The organism is Bradyrhizobium betae, from assembly GCF_050632175.1.
Lineage (GTDB): Bacteria > Pseudomonadota > Alphaproteobacteria > Rhizobiales > Xanthobacteraceae > Bradyrhizobium > Bradyrhizobium betae_B.
Genome location: NZ_CP192576.1, coordinates 2,019,659 through 2,037,021 on the forward strand (window position 1 = coordinate 2,019,659; position 17,363 = coordinate 2,037,021).

At 63.6% G+C, this 17,363-nt stretch carries 17 protein-coding genes and 1 pseudogene; 11 read left to right on the plus strand and 7 right to left on the minus strand.

Annotated elements, in window-relative coordinates; translation table 11 throughout:
- Positions 1-18 precede the first annotated feature (18 nt).
- The 5 genes from urtE to urtA all read right to left on the minus strand — a co-directional run bounded on the left by urtE (position 19) and on the right by urtA (position 5,589).
- Complete coding sequence (urtE, locus tag ACQ86E_RS09945; protein ID WP_431205232.1) at positions 19-714, minus strand: urea ABC transporter ATP-binding subunit UrtE; 696 nt, start codon at positions 712-714, stop codon at positions 19-21.
- A gap of 3 nt (positions 715-717) precedes the next feature.
- On the minus strand, positions 718-1,479 hold the full coding sequence (gene urtD / locus ACQ86E_RS09950; RefSeq protein ID WP_431205233.1) for an urea ABC transporter ATP-binding protein UrtD: 762 nt from the start codon (positions 1,477-1,479) through the stop codon (positions 718-720).
- 5 nt (positions 1,480-1,484) lie between these two features.
- Positions 1,485-2,654, minus strand: a complete 1,170-nt coding sequence (gene urtC / locus ACQ86E_RS09955; protein WP_431205234.1) for an urea ABC transporter permease subunit UrtC — start codon at positions 2,652-2,654, stop codon at positions 1,485-1,487.
- Positions 2,651-4,258 carry an urea ABC transporter permease subunit UrtB gene (gene urtB, locus ACQ86E_RS09960; protein WP_431205235.1) on the minus strand — a complete coding sequence of 536 codons (1,608 nt, stop codon included), beginning with the start codon at positions 4,256-4,258 and terminating at the stop codon, positions 2,651-2,653. Before urtB ends, urtC begins: the two co-directional genes overlap by 4 nt.
- An 83-nt stretch (positions 4,259-4,341) precedes the next feature.
- Positions 4,342-5,589 carry an urea ABC transporter substrate-binding protein gene (urtA, locus tag ACQ86E_RS09965; RefSeq protein ID WP_431205236.1) on the minus strand — a complete coding sequence of 416 codons (1,248 nt, stop codon included), beginning with the start codon at positions 5,587-5,589 and terminating at the stop codon, positions 4,342-4,344.
- A gap of 557 nt (positions 5,590-6,146) precedes the next feature.
- Between urtA and ACQ86E_RS09970 the strand changes: the two genes are divergently transcribed.
- The 3 genes from ACQ86E_RS09970 to ACQ86E_RS09980 all read left to right on the plus strand — a co-directional run bounded on the left by ACQ86E_RS09970 (position 6,147) and on the right by ACQ86E_RS09980 (position 8,521).
- Complete coding sequence (locus tag ACQ86E_RS09970; RefSeq protein ID WP_431205237.1) at positions 6,147-7,727, plus strand: DEAD/DEAH box helicase; 1,581 nt, start codon at positions 6,147-6,149, stop codon at positions 7,725-7,727.
- A 23-nt stretch (positions 7,728-7,750) separates the two neighbouring features.
- The gene (gene infA, locus ACQ86E_RS09975; protein WP_008131890.1) at positions 7,751-8,038 is read left to right on the plus strand and encodes a translation initiation factor IF-1; all 288 of its coding nucleotides are present in this window, start codon (positions 7,751-7,753) and stop codon (positions 8,036-8,038) included.
- Between the two features lie 270 nt (positions 8,039-8,308).
- Positions 8,309-8,521 carry a cold-shock protein gene (locus tag ACQ86E_RS09980; protein WP_014439634.1) on the plus strand — a complete coding sequence of 71 codons (213 nt, stop codon included), beginning with the start codon at positions 8,309-8,311 and terminating at the stop codon, positions 8,519-8,521.
- A 155-nt stretch (positions 8,522-8,676) separates the two neighbouring features.
- Here the strand turns inward: ACQ86E_RS09980 and ACQ86E_RS09985 are convergent, their stop codons facing one another.
- Together ACQ86E_RS09985 and ACQ86E_RS09990 are read right to left on the minus strand one after the other, a co-directional pair.
- Positions 8,677-9,174 carry a pilus assembly protein N-terminal domain-containing protein gene (locus ACQ86E_RS09985; RefSeq protein ID WP_431205238.1) on the minus strand — a complete coding sequence of 166 codons (498 nt, stop codon included), beginning with the start codon at positions 9,172-9,174 and terminating at the stop codon, positions 8,677-8,679.
- 154 nt (positions 9,175-9,328) lie between these two features.
- Positions 9,329-10,156, minus strand: a complete 828-nt coding sequence (locus ACQ86E_RS09990; RefSeq protein ID WP_431205239.1) for a sterol desaturase family protein — start codon at positions 10,154-10,156, stop codon at positions 9,329-9,331.
- Positions 10,157-10,422: 266 nt separating this feature from the next.
- Between ACQ86E_RS09990 and ACQ86E_RS09995 the strand changes: the two genes are divergently transcribed.
- The 8 genes and pseudogenes from ACQ86E_RS09995 to ACQ86E_RS10030 all read left to right on the plus strand — a co-directional run bounded on the left by ACQ86E_RS09995 (position 10,423) and on the right by ACQ86E_RS10030 (position 17,363).
- Positions 10,423-10,587, plus strand: coding sequence for a Flp family type IVb pilin (locus tag ACQ86E_RS09995; protein ID WP_431205240.1), 165 nt, complete (start codon positions 10,423-10,425; stop codon positions 10,585-10,587).
- Positions 10,588-10,663: 76 nt separating this feature from the next.
- Entirely contained in the window at positions 10,664-10,798 is a 135-nt protein-coding gene (locus tag ACQ86E_RS10000) for a hypothetical protein (RefSeq protein ID WP_431206662.1), read from the plus strand.
- Positions 10,799-10,921: 123 nt separating this feature from the next.
- Positions 10,922-11,446, plus strand: coding sequence for an A24 family peptidase (locus ACQ86E_RS10005; protein ID WP_143841879.1), 525 nt, complete (start codon positions 10,922-10,924; stop codon positions 11,444-11,446).
- Positions 11,447-11,574: 128 nt separating this feature from the next.
- Positions 11,575-12,372, plus strand: coding sequence for a Flp pilus assembly protein CpaB (gene cpaB, locus ACQ86E_RS10010; RefSeq protein ID WP_014439629.1), 798 nt, complete (start codon positions 11,575-11,577; stop codon positions 12,370-12,372).
- 11 nt (positions 12,373-12,383) lie between these two features.
- Positions 12,384-13,862, plus strand: a complete 1,479-nt coding sequence (locus ACQ86E_RS10015; protein WP_431206441.1) for a type II and III secretion system protein family protein — start codon at positions 12,384-12,386, stop codon at positions 13,860-13,862.
- Between the two features lie 20 nt (positions 13,863-13,882).
- The gene (locus tag ACQ86E_RS10020) at positions 13,883-14,617 is read left to right on the plus strand and encodes a CpaD family pilus assembly protein (RefSeq protein ID WP_431205241.1); all 735 of its coding nucleotides are present in this window, start codon (positions 13,883-13,885) and stop codon (positions 14,615-14,617) included.
- Positions 14,614-15,878: pseudogene (locus ACQ86E_RS10025) on the plus strand (AAA family ATPase). The gene ACQ86E_RS10020 and the pseudogene ACQ86E_RS10025 overlap by 4 nt, the downstream one beginning before the upstream one ends.
- Positions 15,879-15,899: 21 nt before the next feature.
- The gene (locus ACQ86E_RS10030; RefSeq protein WP_431205242.1) at positions 15,900-17,363 is read left to right on the plus strand and encodes a CpaF family protein; all 1,464 of its coding nucleotides are present in this window, start codon (positions 15,900-15,902) and stop codon (positions 17,361-17,363) included.

Genomic DNA, 17,363 nt, shown 5'->3' on the forward strand with positions numbered 1-17,363 from the left:
CGGCCGCGTCGGAATCACTTACAGCGCCATCTGGCGGCTGATTTCGGCCGGGTCGAGATTGGACCGGTCGCAGGTGAATTTTACCGCGCCGCGATCCATCACCGCGAAACTGTCGCCGAGTTCGCAGGCAAAGTCGAGATATTGTTCGACCAGCACGATGGCGATGCTGCCGAGGTTGCGCAGATACGAAATGGCGCGGCCGATGTCCTTGATGATCGAGGGCTGGATGCCTTCGGTGGGCTCGTCGAGCAGCAGCAGCTTTGGCCGCATCACCAGCGCACGCCCGATCGCGAGTTGCTGCTGCTGGCCGCCGGAGAGGTCGCCGCCGCGACGGCCGAGCATGGATTGCAGCACCGGAAACAGCGAGAACACGTCGTCCGGAATGTGCCTGTCCTCGCGCTTGAGCGGCCCAAAGCCGGTCTTGAGGTTCTCCTCGACCGTCAGCAGCGGAAAGATCTCGCGGCCCTGCGGCACGAAGCCGATGCCCTTGCGCGCCCGCTCATAGGGCTTCAGGGCGGTGATGTCGTTGCCGTCGAGAACGATCGCACCCGAGGAAATCGGATACTGCCCGACCATGGCGCGGAGCAGTGAGGTCTTGCCGACGCCGTTGCGCCCGAGCACGCAGGTGACCTTGCCGGGCTCGGCCGCGATCGAGACGCCGCGCAGCGCCTGCGCCGCGCCGTAGAACAGGTTGATGTCCTTGACCTCAAGCATTGCTCAGCGTCCCAAATACACTTCGATGACCCGCTCGTTGGACGAGACCTGGTCGATGGTACCTTCCGCAAGCACGGTGCCTTCGTGCAGGCAGGTGACCTTGACCCCGAGCTCGCGCACGAACGTCATGTCGTGCTCGACCACCATCACCGTGTGAGTCTTGTTGATCTCTTTCAGCAGCTCGGCGGTGAGATGCGTCTCGACGTCGGTCATGCCGGCGACAGGCTCGTCGACCAGCAGGAGCTTCGGGTCCTGCGCGAGCAGCATGCCGATCTCGAGCCACTGCTTCTGGCCGTGGCTGAGGCTGCCGGCGAGGCGGTTGCGGGCGTCGGTGAGGCGGATCGTCTCCAGCACCTTGTCGATACTCTCGGCCTCGGCCTTGCTGCCGCGCCAGAACAGCGTGCCCTTGACGCTGTGATCGACGTTGAGCGCGAGCAGGAGGTTGTCCTGCACGGTCTGGCTCTCGAATACCGTCGGCTTCTGGAATTTGCGGCCGATGCCGAGTTCGGCGATGCGGGTCTCGTCGAGCCGCGTCAGGTCGGTGACGCCGTCGAACAGCACCGTGCCCTCGTCCGGCTTGGTCTTGCCGGTGATGATGTCCATCATCGTGGTCTTGCCGGCGCCGTTCGGACCGATGATGGCGCGCATCTCGCCGGGCTCGAGCGTCAGCGACAGGTTGTTGATGGCGTGGAAGCCGTCGAACGAGACGTGCACGCCGTCGAGATAGAGCATCGCGGAGGTCGCGCGGGTGTCCATGACGTTCATGACCGCTACTCCGCCATCTTGGGTTCGGTGACGCCGTCTTCGGCCGCGGCGCTCGCCGTCGCGGCGGCCGCCCGTTTCTCCTTCGACTGGTCCCACCAGGCATTGAAAGTGCCGATGATGCCCTTTGGCAGCAGCAGCGTCACCAGGATGAACAGCGCGCCCAGCATGAAGAGCCAGTAGGGCGCCAGCATACCCGAGGTGAAGAACGTCTTGGCGTAGTTGACGACGACGGCGCCGAGCGCCGCGCCGATCAGGGTGCCCCGGCCGCCGACAGCCACCCATATCACCGCCTCGATCGAATTGCCCGGTGCGAATTCGGATGGATTGATAATGCCGACCTGCGGCACGTAGAGCGCGCCGGCGACACCGGCCATGCAGGCCGACAGAGTGAACACGAACAGCTTGTAGGATTCGACGCGATAACCAAGAAACCGGCTGCGCGATTCCGCGTCGCGGATTGCGATCAGCACCTTGCCGAGCTTGGAGGACACGACGGAGCGGCAGATCAGGAACGCGACGATCAGCGCCAGACAGCTCAGCGCGAACAGCGCCGCGCGCGTGCCTTCGGCCTGGACGTTGAAGCCCAGGATGTCCTTGAAGTCGGTCAGGCCGTTGTTGCCGCCGAAGCCGAAATCGTTGCGGAAGAAGGCGAGCAGCAGCGCATAGGTCATCGCCTGCGTGATGATCGACAGATAGACGCCGGTGACGCGGGAGCGGAAGGCGAGCCAGCCGAAGCAGAAGGCAAGCAGGCCGGGCACGACCAGCACCATCAGCGCGGCAAACCAGAACATGTCGAAGCCGTACCAGTACCAGGGCAGCTTCGAATAGTTCAGGAACACCATGAAGTCAGGCAGGATCGGATTGCCGTAGACGCCGCGGGTGCCGATCTGCCGCATCAGGTACATGCCCATCGCGTAGCCGCCGAGCGCGAAGAAGGCGCCGTGGCCGAGCGAGAGGATGCCGCAATAGCCCCAGATCAGATCGATCGAGAGCGCCAGGATCGCGTAGCAGACATACTTGCCCCAGAGTGCCACGAGATAGGTCGGAACCTGCAGGAAGGAGCCTTCGGGCAACAGCAGGTTGGACAGCGGGATCAGGATTCCGCAGCCGGCAACGACAGCAAGGAAGATCGTCGCGCCGCGGTCCAGCGATCGCGTCAGCATGTGAGGGGTCATGCTTCCACCGCACGGCCCTTGAGCGCGAACAGTCCGCGCGGGCGCTTTTGAATGAACAGGATGATGAGAACCAGAATCGCGATCTTGCCGAGCACGGCGCCGGCGACCGGCTCCAGGAACTTGTTGGCGATGCCGAGCGTGAAGGCGCCGACCAGCGTGCCCCAGAGATTGCCGACGCCGCCGAACACCACGACCATGAAGCTGTCGATGATGTAGCTCTGGCCGAGATTGGGGCTGACATTGTCGATCTGCGACAGCGCGACGCCGGCGATGCCGGCAATGCCCGAGCCGAGACCGAAGGTGAGCGCGTCGACGCGCGAGGTGGCGATGCCCATCGACGCCGCCATGCGCCGGTTCTGCGTCACCGCGCGCATCTCGAGGCCAAGCGCGGTATAGCGCAGCATCGCGAGCAGGATCGCGAACACCGCGAGCGTGAAGACGAGGATCCAGAGCCGGTTATAGGTGATGGTGATCTGGCCGAGCTCGAACGCGCCGCTCATCCAGGAGGGGTTGCCGACCTCGCGATTTGTCGGACCGAACATGGTGCGCACCGCCTGCTGGAGCACCAGCGACAGGCCCCAGGTCGCGAGCAGCGTTTCCAGCGGACGACCGTAGAGGAAGCGGATGATGCTGCGCTCGATCACGACACCGAGCGCACCGGCGACGAGAAAGGCGAGCGGCACGGCGATCAGCAGCGAATAGTCGAACAGGCCTGGATAGCGGGTGCGGATCACCTCCTGCACCACGAAAGTAGTGTAGGCGCCGATCATCACCATCTCGCCATGCGCCATGTTGATGACGCCCATGACACCGAAGGTGATGGCGAGCCCGATCGCGGCGAGCAGCAGCACGGAGCCGAGCGAGAGGCCGTACCAGGCATTCTGAACCGTGGACCAGACCGCGAGCGAGCTCTGGATCGAGCCGATCGCGCTCGCGGCAGCCTTCGCCACTGAGGCCGGCTGGTCGCCCATGCCGGTGAGCAGGGCCATCGCCTCCTGGTCGCCGCGCGCCTTGAGCGTGGCGACCGCTTCGAGCTTCTCGACCTCGGTGGCGTCCGGCTTGAACAGCAGGATCGCCGCACGGGCGTCGCCGAGCGCGGCCTTGACGGATTTGTTGGTCTCCTTGGCGAGCGCGCCGTCGACCGCCTCAAGTGCGGTCTCCTCGTGCGACTTGAAGACGGATTGCGCGGCCTGAAGGCGCGTCCCGATGTCCGGAGACTGGAGCGTCAGGCTGCCGATCGCAGCATCGACGCTGCGGCGCAGGCGGTTGTTGAGGCGGACGGCGCTCGCGCTGTCGGGAACGCTGGCGACCGGCTGGCCGGTCGCGGCGTCGATCGACTTGCCGTCGGCGCCGGTGACGTAAACCTTCTTGCTGTCGGGATCGGCCATGAGCCGGCCATCCTGGAGCGCGCTGATGATGGGGAAGGCCAGCGGATTGCCGCTGCTCGCGACCACGCCGATCGCCTCATCCGTGTCGGAATAATCATCGTTCGCGAACTTGGCGACCGCATCCTCGAATGGACCCGCGAAGGCCGGCAGTGCGAACGCAATCAAAAATAACGAGAGCAGGAGCGTACCGAGACGGGCGGGCAAATTGGCTGGCACTGTGAATGACCCCGGCAGAAAATGGTGGAGAAGGCGGCGGGATCGCCGCCTTCTCCGGTCGTGCAGTGAGCGTCAGATTCGGATCAGGAGCCCGAACCGAGGCACTTGTTGGTCTTGGTGTTGAAGTTGCCGCACTTCTTGCCGACCCAATCGCCGATCAGGTCTTTGGAGCCATCGAGCTCCTTCGACCAGGCGTCGCCCGCGACGAGGCCCGGGGTCTTCCAGACCACGTCGAACTGTCCGTTCGCCTTGATCTCGCCGATGAACACCGGCTTGGTGATGTGGTGGTTCGGGAGCATCTTGGAGACGCCGCCGGTCAGGTTCTTGGCTTCGATGCCCGGGAGAGCGTCGATGACCTTGTCGGGATCGGTCGACTTGACCTTCTCGACCGCCTTGACCCACATGTCGAAGCCGATCACGTGCGCTTCCATCGGATCGTTGGTCACGCGCTTCGGATTCTTGGTGTAGGCCTGCCACGCCTTGATGAACTTCTCGTTTTCCGGCGACTTGATCGACTGAAAGTAGTTCCAGGCGGCCAGATGGCCGAGCAGCGGCTTGGTGTCGATGCCGGCGAGCTCTTCCTCACCCACCGAGAACGCCACGACCGGGATGTCCTTCGCCTTGATGCCCTGGTTGCCGAGCTCCTTGTAGAAGGGAACGTTGGCGTCGCCATTGATGGTCGAAACCACCGCGGTCTTCTTGCCGGCCGAGCCGAACTTCTTGATGTCGGCCACGATCGTCTGCCAGTCGGAATGACCGAACGGCGTGTAGTTGATCATGATGTCTTCCTGGGCGACACCCTTCGACTTCAGATAGGCTTCCAGGATCTTGTTGGTGGTGCGCGGATAGACGTAGTCGGTGCCCGCGAGCACCCAGCGCTTCACCTTCTCGTCCTTCATCAGATAGTCGACGGCGGGGATCGCCTGCTGGTTCGGCGCAGCACCCGTGTAGAACACGTTACGCTCGGACTCTTCGCCCTCGTACTGCACGGGGTAGAACAGGATGTTGTTCAGCTCCTTGAATACCGGGAGCACCGACTTGCGCGACACCGAGGTCCAGCAGCCGAACACGACCGCGACCTTGTCCTTGGTGATCAGCTCGCGGGCCTTTTCGGCGAACAGCGGCCAGTTCGAAGCGGGGTCGACGACAACGGCTTCAAGTTTCTTGCCGAGCACGCCGCCCTTCTTGTTCTGCTCGTCGATCAGGAAGAGGATGGTGTCCTTCAGCGTGGTTTCGCTGATGGCCATGGTGCCGGAGAGAGAGTGAAGGACACCGACCTTGATGGTGTCGTCCGCGGCTTTTGCACCGGAAATGGAAGCCAGACCAAGCATCAGTCCGGCTGTCGCGGCGAGAAGACCGCGGCGGCTAAATGAAGCCGCTATATCGTGAGTGGATTTGGTAAGCATGATTGTATCATCTCCCTGACGCAGACGTGAAAAAGACGCTGCGAAACGGCCCCAAGGCCGCCTGCGATTAACGGAATCGCAAGAACCATGCCATGGGCTAACCACATGCCAACCTATTGGTCAGAATAGATAATTTTACCGCCATCCAACTTTCGCCACGAGCCAACTGCCCAAAAATTAGACTAATAAAATGTATGCCAATGCGGCAGTCGGCCTATTCCTTAAGCAAAAGACTGTCTATGTCTAATTTTCCGGCATAATTAATTTTGCACTGCAATCACCCTTTGGCGCAGACGCGCCTTGAAAGCGCCTCCTCGATGTTCCATATGAACTTACGAGACCTCTTTCGAATCAGGGGGTCGTTGCGAGCCGCGTGTTCTTAAGCCCCTCCGGGCGTCTGGCTTGCCCCATATCTCCCAAGCCATCCGACACCCCAAACACGCAGGTGTCTTCTCGACACCCTTTTGCGCGCGCCGCGCTGAATGCGCCGGCTGCCCGCTTTTGACATGGAAAGAGCCCCTCTTTTGAATTCGTTTCAGGACTTCGGCCTCGCCGAACCCATCGCACGTGCTCTCGCCGAAGAGAAATACGTCACCCCCACCCCCATCCAGGCCCAGACCATTCCCACGGCGTTGACCGGCCGGGACGTCGTTGGCATCGCCCAGACCGGAACCGGCAAGACCGCGTCCTTCGCGCTGCCGATCCTGCACCGCCTGCTCGAGAACCGAATCAAGCCGCAGCCCAAGACCTGCCGCGTCCTGGTGCTCTCGCCGACCCGCGAGCTGTCAGGCCAGATCCTCGACAGCTTCAACGCCTATGGCCGTCACATCCGCCTGTCCTCGACGCTCGCCATCGGCGGCGTGCCGATGGGCCGCCAGGTCCGCTCCCTGATGCAGGGCGTCGACGTGCTGGTCGCCACGCCCGGTCGCCTGCTCGACCTCGTGCAGAGCAACGGACTGAAGCTTTCAAGCGTCGAATTCCTGGTGCTCGACGAAGCTGACCGTATGCTCGACATGGGCTTCATCAACGACATCCGCAAAATCGTCGCCAAGCTGCCGATCAAGCGGCAGACGCTGTTCTTCTCGGCCACCATGCCGAAGGACATCGCCGAGCTCGCCGACGCCATGCTGCGTGACCCCGCCCGCGTCGCGGTCACTCCGGTCTCATCGACTGTGGAGCGGATCCAGCAGCGCATTATCCAGGTCGACTTCTCCGCCAAGCCGGCGTTCCTGGCCCAGCTGTTGAAGCAGGAGCCGGTGAACCGCGCGCTGGTCTTTACCCGCACCAAGCACGGCGCCGACAAGGTCGTGAAGACGCTCGAGAAGGCCGGCATTCCCGCCAGCGCCATCCACGGCAACAAGTCGCAGAACCATCGCGAGCGCACGCTCGCCCTGTTCCGCTCAGGCGATATCCGCACCCTGGTCGCCACCGACATTGCCGCCCGCGGCATCGACGTCGACGGCATCACCCACGTCATCAATTTCGACCTGCCCAATGTGCCCGAGACCTATGTGCACCGCATCGGCCGCACCGCACGCGCCGGCGCCGAAGGCACCGCGATCTCTCTGGTCGCAGGTGGCGAGGAGCTTGCCTATCTCCGCGACATCGAACGGCTGATCAAGGTCGCACTGCCGCGTGAGGATCTCCGCACCGACGCCGGCCGCCGCGACGCGGGTCCGCCCCCGGCGCAGCAACGACAGGGCCGGCCAAGCGGCCGCCCGGGCCAGCGTCCGCAAGGCGCAAGGCATGGTGAAGGACGTCATGGTGACGGACGTCGTACCGACGAACGACATGCCGACGGACGGCGCCATGGCGCCGGTAAGCAGGGCGACGGACGGCCCGGTGAAGCTCGGCATGCTGATGGACGGCCCGGCAGTGCTCCGAAGGCTTCGAAGGGATCTCGCCGCCGCCCCGGTGGCAAGATGCATTCCTCGCAAACCGACCGTTCCGAACAGCGTTCCGCGCATAGCGCTGGGGCGCCTGATGGGATACAAGGCGTGGCCTTTTTGCGCCGTGAGAGTCGGCCGACTGGCCAACCGAACCGCAAACCCCAATCGCACTAGCCGTCCACGACCTGGAGATATTCATGGCTAAGGAAGAGCTGATCCAGTTCGAAGGACTGGTCACCGAAATCCTCCCCGACGCGCGCTACCGCGTGCAACTCGACGCCGGACACGAGATCGTTGCTTACACCGCCGGCAAGATGAAGAAGAACCGCATCAAGACGCTGGCGGGTGACCGCGTGACCGTGGAGATGTCGCCCTATGACCTCGAGAAGGGCCGACTGATTTTCCGTCACAAGGACGAGCGTCCCAGTGGGGTGGGCGGACCTCCCCGTCCCGGGCAGCGCGGTGGCCAGTTCCGTCGCCGCTAAAACGGCCCGTCCGCGCGGGAGCACGGAACTAAAATTCCGGCCTGTATTCTGTGATCCGCCGTGCGCGCACGGCGGATCAAAAATCGTGCACGTCAGGATTGTTTTGGGGCTCTAAATCCAATAAAATGAGCTAATCGATTTTCGGCCGGACGACATTAGCATCCACCGGTACAGCCGGTTCAGACACGCTGACGACCCTTCCAAAAATTCGATCTAACCTGCCCGCGCGAGCGGGCTTTGACATTGTGTGATCTGAGAAGGGACTACCCCATGAGCATGGGAACCGTGAAGTGGTTTAACGCGACCAAGGGCTTCGGCTTCATCCAGCCCGACGACGGCGGCCAGGACGTTTTCGTACACATCAGCGCCGTCGAGCGCGCCGGCCTCGGCTCGCTGCGCGAAGGCCAGAAGATCTCCTACGAGATCGTGGCCGACCGCCGTTCCGGCAAGTCGGCAGCGGACAACCTCCGCGCCGCAGGTTGAGCCTGCGGGCCTTCGGCCCGTAGCGGTTCTGGCGAACAAGCCAAAGGAAAAGGCCGTGCAAAACGCACGGTCTTTTTCATGTCCAAAGGAAACCTGCGCGCTTGCAGGATCAGACGATCCTGCCCGGGCCAACCCGCTAACTGGCCCTGCTTGGTCTAGTTGGCTTTGGCACCCGCGCCGGCACCGCCGCTGGCACTGCTGCTCAGCGAACCGGCCTGGCTCATCGTGTTATTGAAGTAGGTGTCGCTGTCACCCAGCGTCACGCGGCGCTGGCAGACCGGCATGCAGCTATAGGACTCGCGCTCGATCCCGCGATAGACCGTGACGAGGCGATCGCTCGGACCTTCGACCTGGATCTGGCGGTCGACCAGGATCTCGCCGCCCCGGTCGAGCGCGATGAAGTTGGTGGCCCCATAGCCCTTCCCGGTCACGACGATCATGCCGCCAGGCTGGAGCGTGACATCCGCGATGAGGGGATTGCCGACCACGATGGTCGCCACCTTGCCGGGGAGCCGGACCAGCTTGGCCTGGTCGACATTGACGGCGATGGTGTCGGCAGTGGGCTCAGCAAGGCCGGCAGCCGGCGATGCCAGCACCGCGGCGGCAATCAGAAGACAGACGCGCGCATGGCGGCGCAGCAATTCTTTACGCATACTCTTACCCCCGGGACGTCACAAACCGGCAAAAGCGACAGATACAGCGGAGCCGGTGCCCGACCCGGCTAACCTGCCCTTAATTCGTGAACGTTCCGCAAACTCGCCGACTATTGTTTGAACGGACTGGCGTTTTGCCGCCTCGGGAGGCCGGCTACTGGCGGAACGGATAGGCGAGCTGGCCGGCGATCTCCTTCGGCATGGTCGCTTCGTCCTTGCCGTAGTCTTTCGGCAGTTCGCCCACCGGCATCCGGAAGGTACCGAACAGCACATCCCAGATCGGGAACGTCCCGGCGAAATTGGTGTCGCCGCCCACTTCGAGCCCGGTGTGGTGCCAGCGGTGGAACACCGGCGTCGCCAGCACATATTTGAACGGCCCAAAGGTCCAGTTCAGGTTGGCGTGCACGAAGGCCGAATGGAAGGTGGTGAACGGGCCGACCCAGATCATGACGTTGGGTGAAACGCCGGCCATCAGCAACACGACGTCGACGCTGATCGTCCCGAGCATGAGATTGACGGGATGGAAACGGGCTGCGGAGATCCATCCGATCTCTTCCGACGAATGATGGATGGCGTGGTACTTCCAGAATCCGCCGCCGTGGAACAGCCGATGCAGCCAGTACAGCATGAAATCAGACAGCACCACGAACAGGATGCCCTGCAGCCACAGTGGCAATTGCGCCAGCGGGCCATGGCCATTGTCGTAGAAGGCGATGAGTTCGTCGGCATCGTGGATATTGAAGACGGCGCCGGCACCGACGATCAGGAGGCCGATCCGCATGGTGCGGGCGAACACCGGAACGAAGAACCAGTAGCAGATATCGGTGATGATCTCGCGCTTGCGCCACCACGGCGCGCCGGGATTGCACGCCCAGAAATGCTCGAGCACGGTGAAGACCGCCGCAAGCACGAAGGTAACGGGGATCACCTTCTCGATGGTCTCGCCGAGCATCAGGGCGACCTGCATGGGTAAGCTCGACATCGTCGCCTCTCTTCGGAATCCGGATCCTGCCTAGGCCTACTCCGCGAGATTTAAGGGAGGGTGAAGTCGGCCACGATTGCGCTGCATTTGGAACCGGAACGAAATTCAACATCCGCCTTAAGGCGAAATTCACTCTGGGCAAAAGCATCGGGCAGGAAGCCCGTTTGCGGGATCGAATTAACTGTACCGAAAGAGCTCGGCTCACATGGTCATCGCGTCAATCACAGCGCCGAACGAGGCGATCCAACCCCGATGGAGTTTAGTTCATGAAGAACATGATTGCACGTTTCGCGAAGGATGAATCCGGCGCCACCGCCATCGAATACGGCCTGATCGCCGCCGGCATCGCGCTGGCCATCATCACGGTCGTCAACAATCTCGGCACCTCGCTGAACACCAAGTTCGGCTCGATCAGCTCCTCGCTGAAGTAAGCGACCGACCGACGATGGCAAAAGCCCCGGATCTCCGGGGCCTTTGTTTTTTCGAGTACGGCGAGTTCCAGTGGCGTTGCGCAAGTACAGAACCGATGCCGCGGTTGCGGCCAGGGAGACGGCGTCGACCGAGACGCCGGCCTATTGGGTTTGCCTCGCGCTGCTGGTTGCGATGGCCGCCATCGCTTTGCGCATTGCCAGCGTGTGGTGAGCGGGCCATCGGCGGCTTCCCGGACTCAAAGCTACTGCTTCCGTTTTCGGTTTGTTTAGCACTGCCGGCTAGCATGCGGCGACGCTTCGATCCCGCGACGAACCCAGGCTCAAGACGCAGCCCATGATCCTCGACCTTGCGCGCCTTCTGCTCTTCCCGGCCTTGATGGCATTCGCCGCTGCCAGCGATCTCTTCACGATGACCATCTCGAACCGCGTGTCGCTGGCGCTGGTCGCCGGCTTCTTCGTGCTCGCTCTTGCCGGTGGCATGGCACCTTACGAGATGCTGACCCATGTTGGCGCCGGCGCGTTGCTCCTGGCCGTGGCCTTCACCTGCTTTGCGATGGGCTGGATGGGCGGCGGGGACGCCAAGATCGCGGCTTCCGTTGCGCTGTGGTTCGGCTTCGCACAATTGATGGATTTCCTGCTCTACGCTTCGCTGTTCGGCGGAGCGCTGACGCTGCTCCTGCTCCAGTTCCGGCAATGGCCGCTGCCTTACGGACTGGCGGGCCAGGCCTGGCTTGCACGGCTGCACGCCAAGGAGAGCGGGATTCCGTATGGCATCGCGCTCACGCTTGGCGCGCTGACGGTCTACCCGGAGACCGAATGGGTGAAGGCGATCGACCTCGCCCATCTCGCACTGCGCTGAACACACCGGGTAAACCCGGCGTTAAGGCGATTTAGATACGCCTCATTAACCATGCTTTGACGAATAGCTGGTCAACTGCCGATTACGGCGGCGGCAGCGTCGCGGCGTTTTGTTGGAAAGTGAAGCGTATGAATAGGGCACGCATTGTCGTCCTGACGGTCGCCATCTGCGCCGGCGGTGTCGCCGCGTACCTGGCGAGCGGCTCGGACACTGCGCCGCCACCGGCGGCTCCGGTCGCGCAGCTTCCGACCGTCGACGTCCTGGTGGCCAAGAACGACATCGGCCTCGGCCAGACCGTGAAGCCGGAAGACGTGCAATGGCAGACTTGGCCGGCTGCGACCGCCAGCGCCACCTTCATCCGCCGCAACGAGCGTCCCGAGGGCGTGACCCAGGTCACCGGCTCGATTGCGCGCGCCCCCTTCATCCAGGGTGAACCGATCCGCGACCAGAAGCTGGTCAAGGCCGAGGGCTCCGGCTTCATGGCCGCGATCCTGCCGACCGGCATGCGCGCGATCTCGACCGAAATCTCGCCGGAGACCGGCGCCGGCGGCTTCATTCTGCCGAACGATCGCGTCGACGTGCTTTTGACGCGCCGCCTCAAGAATCCCGACCAGAGCGCCGCCGCCCAGGACATCGTGACGTCCGAGATCATCCTGGCCAATGTCCGCGTGCTCGCGATCGACCAGGCTCCGAAGGAGAAGGACGGCCAGAACGCGGTGATCGGCAAGACCGTCACCCTCGAGCTCAATCCCGCCCAGACCGCGACGCTATCCGCGGCCCGGCAGAGCGGCACGCTGTCGCTGGCGCTGCGCAGCATCGTCGACGTCAAGATGAGCGAGATCACGCTCGATGACTCCGCGCGGAAGCGCGATAGCGTTTCGATCATTCGCTACGGAATCCCGAGCTCGACGGCGAAGGCACAATGAGGACTGTCGATATGAAATGCGGGGCAGATTTGGCGACGATGCGGACCTCCGTGGTCCGCGCCCTGTCGTTTTCCGCCGTCTTCGCGCTGACGCTCAACCCGGTTCTCACCCCGGTGGTCGCCGCCGACTACCGCCCCGTTGCGCAGGTCGCGGCCGCCGACGGCCAGATGAACGCGCGCTTCCTCTCGCTCGGTGTCGGCAAGTCGATCGTGATCGACCTGCCGCGCGACATCAAGGACGTGCTTGTCGCCGATCCCAAGATCGCCAATGCGGTGGTCCGGTCATCGCAGCGCGCCTACATCATCGGCGCCTCGGTCGGTCAGACCAATATCGTGTTCTTCGACTCCGCCGGCCAGCAGATCGCGGCTTATGACATCGCGGTCAAGCGCGACCTCAACGGCCTTCGGGCCGCGCTGAAGCAGGTCCTGCCCAACTCCGACATCCAGATCGACGGGCTCGGCGACGGCGTCGTCCTGACCGGCACGGCGGCGAATCCGCTGGAAGCACAGCAGGCCAACGATCTCGCCGTGCGCCTCACCGGCGGCATCGACAAGGTGGTGAATTCGATCGTGGTCCGCGGCCGCGACCAGGTCATGCTGAAGGTCACGGTCGCCGAGGTTGCGCGCACCGTGGTCAAGCAGCTCGGCATCGACCTCACCGCGAACCTGAACTACGGCACCTCGGTGGTGAGCTTCACTAACTCGAACCCCTTCACGGCTCTCGGCAAGAACCTGGTGGATGGTAACTCACTGACGACGAAGTTTGGCGCGACGCCGTCGGTGCAGGCGACCCTGCGCGCGATGGAAACCGCAGGCGTGATCCGGACGCTGGCGGAGCCGAACCTGACCGCGATCTCGGGCGAGTCGGCGACATTCCTCGCCGGCGGTGAATTCCCGGTCCCGGCAGGCTATTCGTGCGATCCCGTCACGCATGTCTGTACCACCCAGATCAGCTTCAAGAAGTTCGGTATCTCGCTCAATTTCACCCCTGTGGTGCTGAGCGAGGGCAAGATCAGCCTGCGCGTGATGACCGAGGTCTCGGAGTTGTCGAACGAGAATGCAATCACGCTGTCTCAGGCCGTAAGCTCGACGTCGGTGAACTCGCTGACGGTGCCCTCGATCAAGACCCGCCGCGCGGAGACCTCGTTGGAGATTCCCTCCGGCGGCGCGATGGCGATGGCCGGACTGATCCAGCAGCAGACCAAGCAGGCGGTCAGCGGACTGCCGGGACTGATGCAGCTTCCGATCCTCGGCACGCTGTTCCGCAGCCGCGACTTCGTCAACAACACCACCGAGCTGGTCGTGATCGTGACGCCCTACGTCGTTCGCGCGGTGGCGCCGAAGGACCTGTCGCGGCCGGATGACGGCTTCGCCGCACCCGCAGATCCGCAGGCCGAGCTGATCGGCAACATCAACCGCATCTACGGCGTGCCCGGCAGAACCGAGCCAGCCAGGAACTACCGCGGCACGTACGGCTTCATCACCGACTGATGCGGAACGGGGACTCAGTTATGATCAAAAGACCACCCCAGATTCGCAAACGCGCCATCGGCTTCGGTGGCGTGCTTGTCGGTATCGCGCTTGCACTCGGCGGCTGCAAGCACGACGAGGTGACCACCGCCTCGATTCCCGACGACTACAAGCAGCGTCACCCGATCGCGATCGAGGAGCAGAACCGCTCGATCGTCGTCTTCGTCGGCCACGCCCGCGGCGGACTCACCGCAGCCCAGCGCGCTGACGTGATGGGCGTCGCATCGGCCTGGTTGCACGAGGGTACCGGCGCCATCCGCATCGACGCGCCATCTGGCACACCCAACGCGCGTCCGGTCGCAGACACGATGCGCGAAATCCAGGCGATGCTGGCGGCGGCGGGTGTTCCACCGCGCGGCGTCGTCGTTCGCCCTTACCAGCCGGAAGACAAGCGTTTCCTGCCACCGATCCGGCTCACCTATTCCAAGATCGCCGCGGTCGCCGGCCCCTGTGGACTTTGGCCGGAGGACATCGGCCCCTCGATGAAGAACAAGAGCTGGTTCGAGAACAAGGACTACTACAATTACGGCTGCGCCTCGCAGCGCAACCTGGCTGCGATGGTCGACAATCCGTCGGACCTCGAGCAGCCGCGGCCCGAAACGCCGTCCTACACGGCCCGTCGCACCACGGCCTTCGAGAAGTATCGCAAGGGAATGACGACGGCGACCACCTATCCTGAAGCCGAAAAGGCCAAACTCAGCGATACCGGCAAATGATCAGCTACGCTCGCCAAACTCAAGAAGAGCAGCCGGATGCGCCTCCCCGGTCGAGGAGCATATTGCGCCCGCGCCGCGCGTGTCGGTCCAGGCCTTCTGCGAGACCGTGGAGACAGCAGCCGCGGTGCAGTCGGCAGGCGAGGACCGCCGCCTCGGCAAGGCCCATCTGAAGATCCAGATGGGCGGCATGGCGGCCGCGATCGAAGCCTACCGCTCGGCTCCTACGCCGAATGTGATCGTCCTCGAGAGCGATGGCCGCAACGACCTTTTGGGCGGGCTCGACCATCTCGCCACGGTCTGCGACGCCGGCACCCGCGTGGTCGTGATCGGCCGCATCAACGACGTCACGCTCTATCGCGAGCTGGTGCGCCGCGGCGTCAGCGACTATGTGCTCGCGCCAGTCGGCGCGATCGACGTCGTACGCTCGATCTGCAACTTGTTCTCGGCCCCGGAAGCCAAGGCAGTCGGCCGTATCATCGCAGTGGTCGGCGCCAAGGGCGGCGTGGGCGCGTCCACCATCTCCCACAACGTCGCCTGGGCGATCGCGCGCGATCTCGCGATGGACGCGGTCGTTGCCGATCTCGACCTTGCCTTCGGCACCGCCGGGCTCGACTACAATCAGGACCCGCCGCAAGGTATTGCGGACGCCGTGTTCTCGCCGGATCGGGTCGACACCGCCTTCATTGACCGCCTGCTGTCGAAATGCACCGATCATCTCAGCCTGTTGGCGGCGCCCGCGACGCTCGACCGGGTATATGATTTCGGCACCGACGCCTTTGACGCCGTGTTCGACACGTTGCGCTCCACCATGCCCTGCATCGTGCTCGATGTTCCGCACCAATGGTCGGGCTGGACCAAGCGCGCCCTGATCGGGGCGGACGACATCCTGATCGTGGCGGCGCCCGACCTGGCCAATTTGCGCAACACCAAGAACCTGTTCGACCTCCTGAAGGCCTCGCGGCCCAACGACCGGCCGCCGCTCTACTGCCTGAACCAGGTCGGCGTCCCGAAGCGGCCCGAAATCGCCGCCGCGGAATTCGCCAAGGCGATCGAGAGCCAGCCGATCGTCTCGATCCCGTTCGAACCGCAGATATTCGGCTCCGCGGCCAACAACGGCCAGATGATCGCGGAGATATCGGCCAACCACAAATCGATCGAGATGTTCCTTCAGATCGCCCAGCGCCTGACCGGCCGCAGCGAGACGAAGAAGCAAAAGTCGTCCCTGCTTTCACCCCTGATTGACAAGTTGCGGGGAAAATAAGCCGCCGCATGGAGTTGTTAAGTGTTCGGTAAGCGTAGCGGAACAGACACCGATACTCGGGCTCCCAAGCCCGGCGCCGTGTCGCCAGAGCCTGTCCAGGCTCCGGCGCCCGCGGTGTCGCGCGCGCCGCCTCCGCCGGCCATCGCCTCGCCGCCGCTCGCCCCGGCGAAGCCTGCGCCGTCCATGGAATCCCGCCGCTCGGACAATTATTACGAGGTCAAGGCAACCATCTTCGGCGCGCTGATCGAGGCCATCGACCTCGCCCAGCTCGCCAAGCTGGACTCCGAATCCGCGCGCGAGGAAATCCGCGACATCGTCAACGAGATCATCGCGATCAAGAACATCGTGATGTCGATCGCCGAGCAGGAAGAGCTGCTTGACGACATCTGCAACGACGTTCTCGGCTACGGTCCGCTCGAACCCCTGCTGTCGCGCGACGACATCGCCGACATCATGGTCAACGGCGCCAACACCGTTTTCATCGAAGTCAACGGCAAGATCCAGAAGACCGGCATCCGCTTCCGCGACAACCAGCAGCTCCTCAACATCTGCCAGCGTATCGTCAGCCAGGTCGGCCGGCGCGTCGACGAATCCTCGCCGATCTGCGACGCGCGCCTCGCCGACGGCTCCCGCGTCAACGCCATCGTGCCGCCGCTGTCGATTGACGGGCCCACGCTCACCATTCGAAAATTCAGGAAGGACAAGCTGACGCTCGATCAGCTCGTCAAATTCGGCGCGATCTCGCCTGAGGGCGCCGAGATCCTCCAGATCATCGGCCGCGTCCGCTGCAACGTGTTGATCTCCGGCGGCACCGGCTCGGGCAAGACCACACTGCTCAACTGCCTGACCAACTATATCGAGCACGACGAACGCGTCATCACATGCGAGGACGCCGCCGAGCTCCAGCTCCAGCAGCCCCACGTAGTGCGGCTGGAAACCCGACCGCCCAACATCGAGGGTGAGGGCCAGGTCACCATGCGCGAGCTGGTGCGCAACTGCCTGCGTATGCGCCCCGAACGCATTATCGTCGGCGAGGTCCGCGGACCCGAGGCGTTCGACCTGCTCCAGGCCATGAACACGGGCCATGACGGCTCGATGGGCACCCTGCACGCCAACAATCCGCGCGAAGCCCTTTCGCGCTGCGAATCCATGATCACGATGGGCGGCTTCTCGCTGCCGTCACGCACCATTCGCGAGATGATCTGCGCCTCTATCGACGTCATCGTGCAGGCGGCGCGCTTGCGCGACGGCTCGCGCCGCATCACCCACATCACCGAGGTGATGGGCATGGAGGGTGACACCATCATCACCCAGGACATCTTCCTCTACGACATGGTCGGCGAAGACGCCAACGGCAAGATCATCGGCCGGCATCGCTCGACCGGCATCGGCCGCCCCAAGTTCTGGGAGCGCGCACGCTATTACGGCGACGAGAAGCGCCTTGCCGCTGCGCTCGACGCGGCGGAAGTCGCGCCGAAGACATGA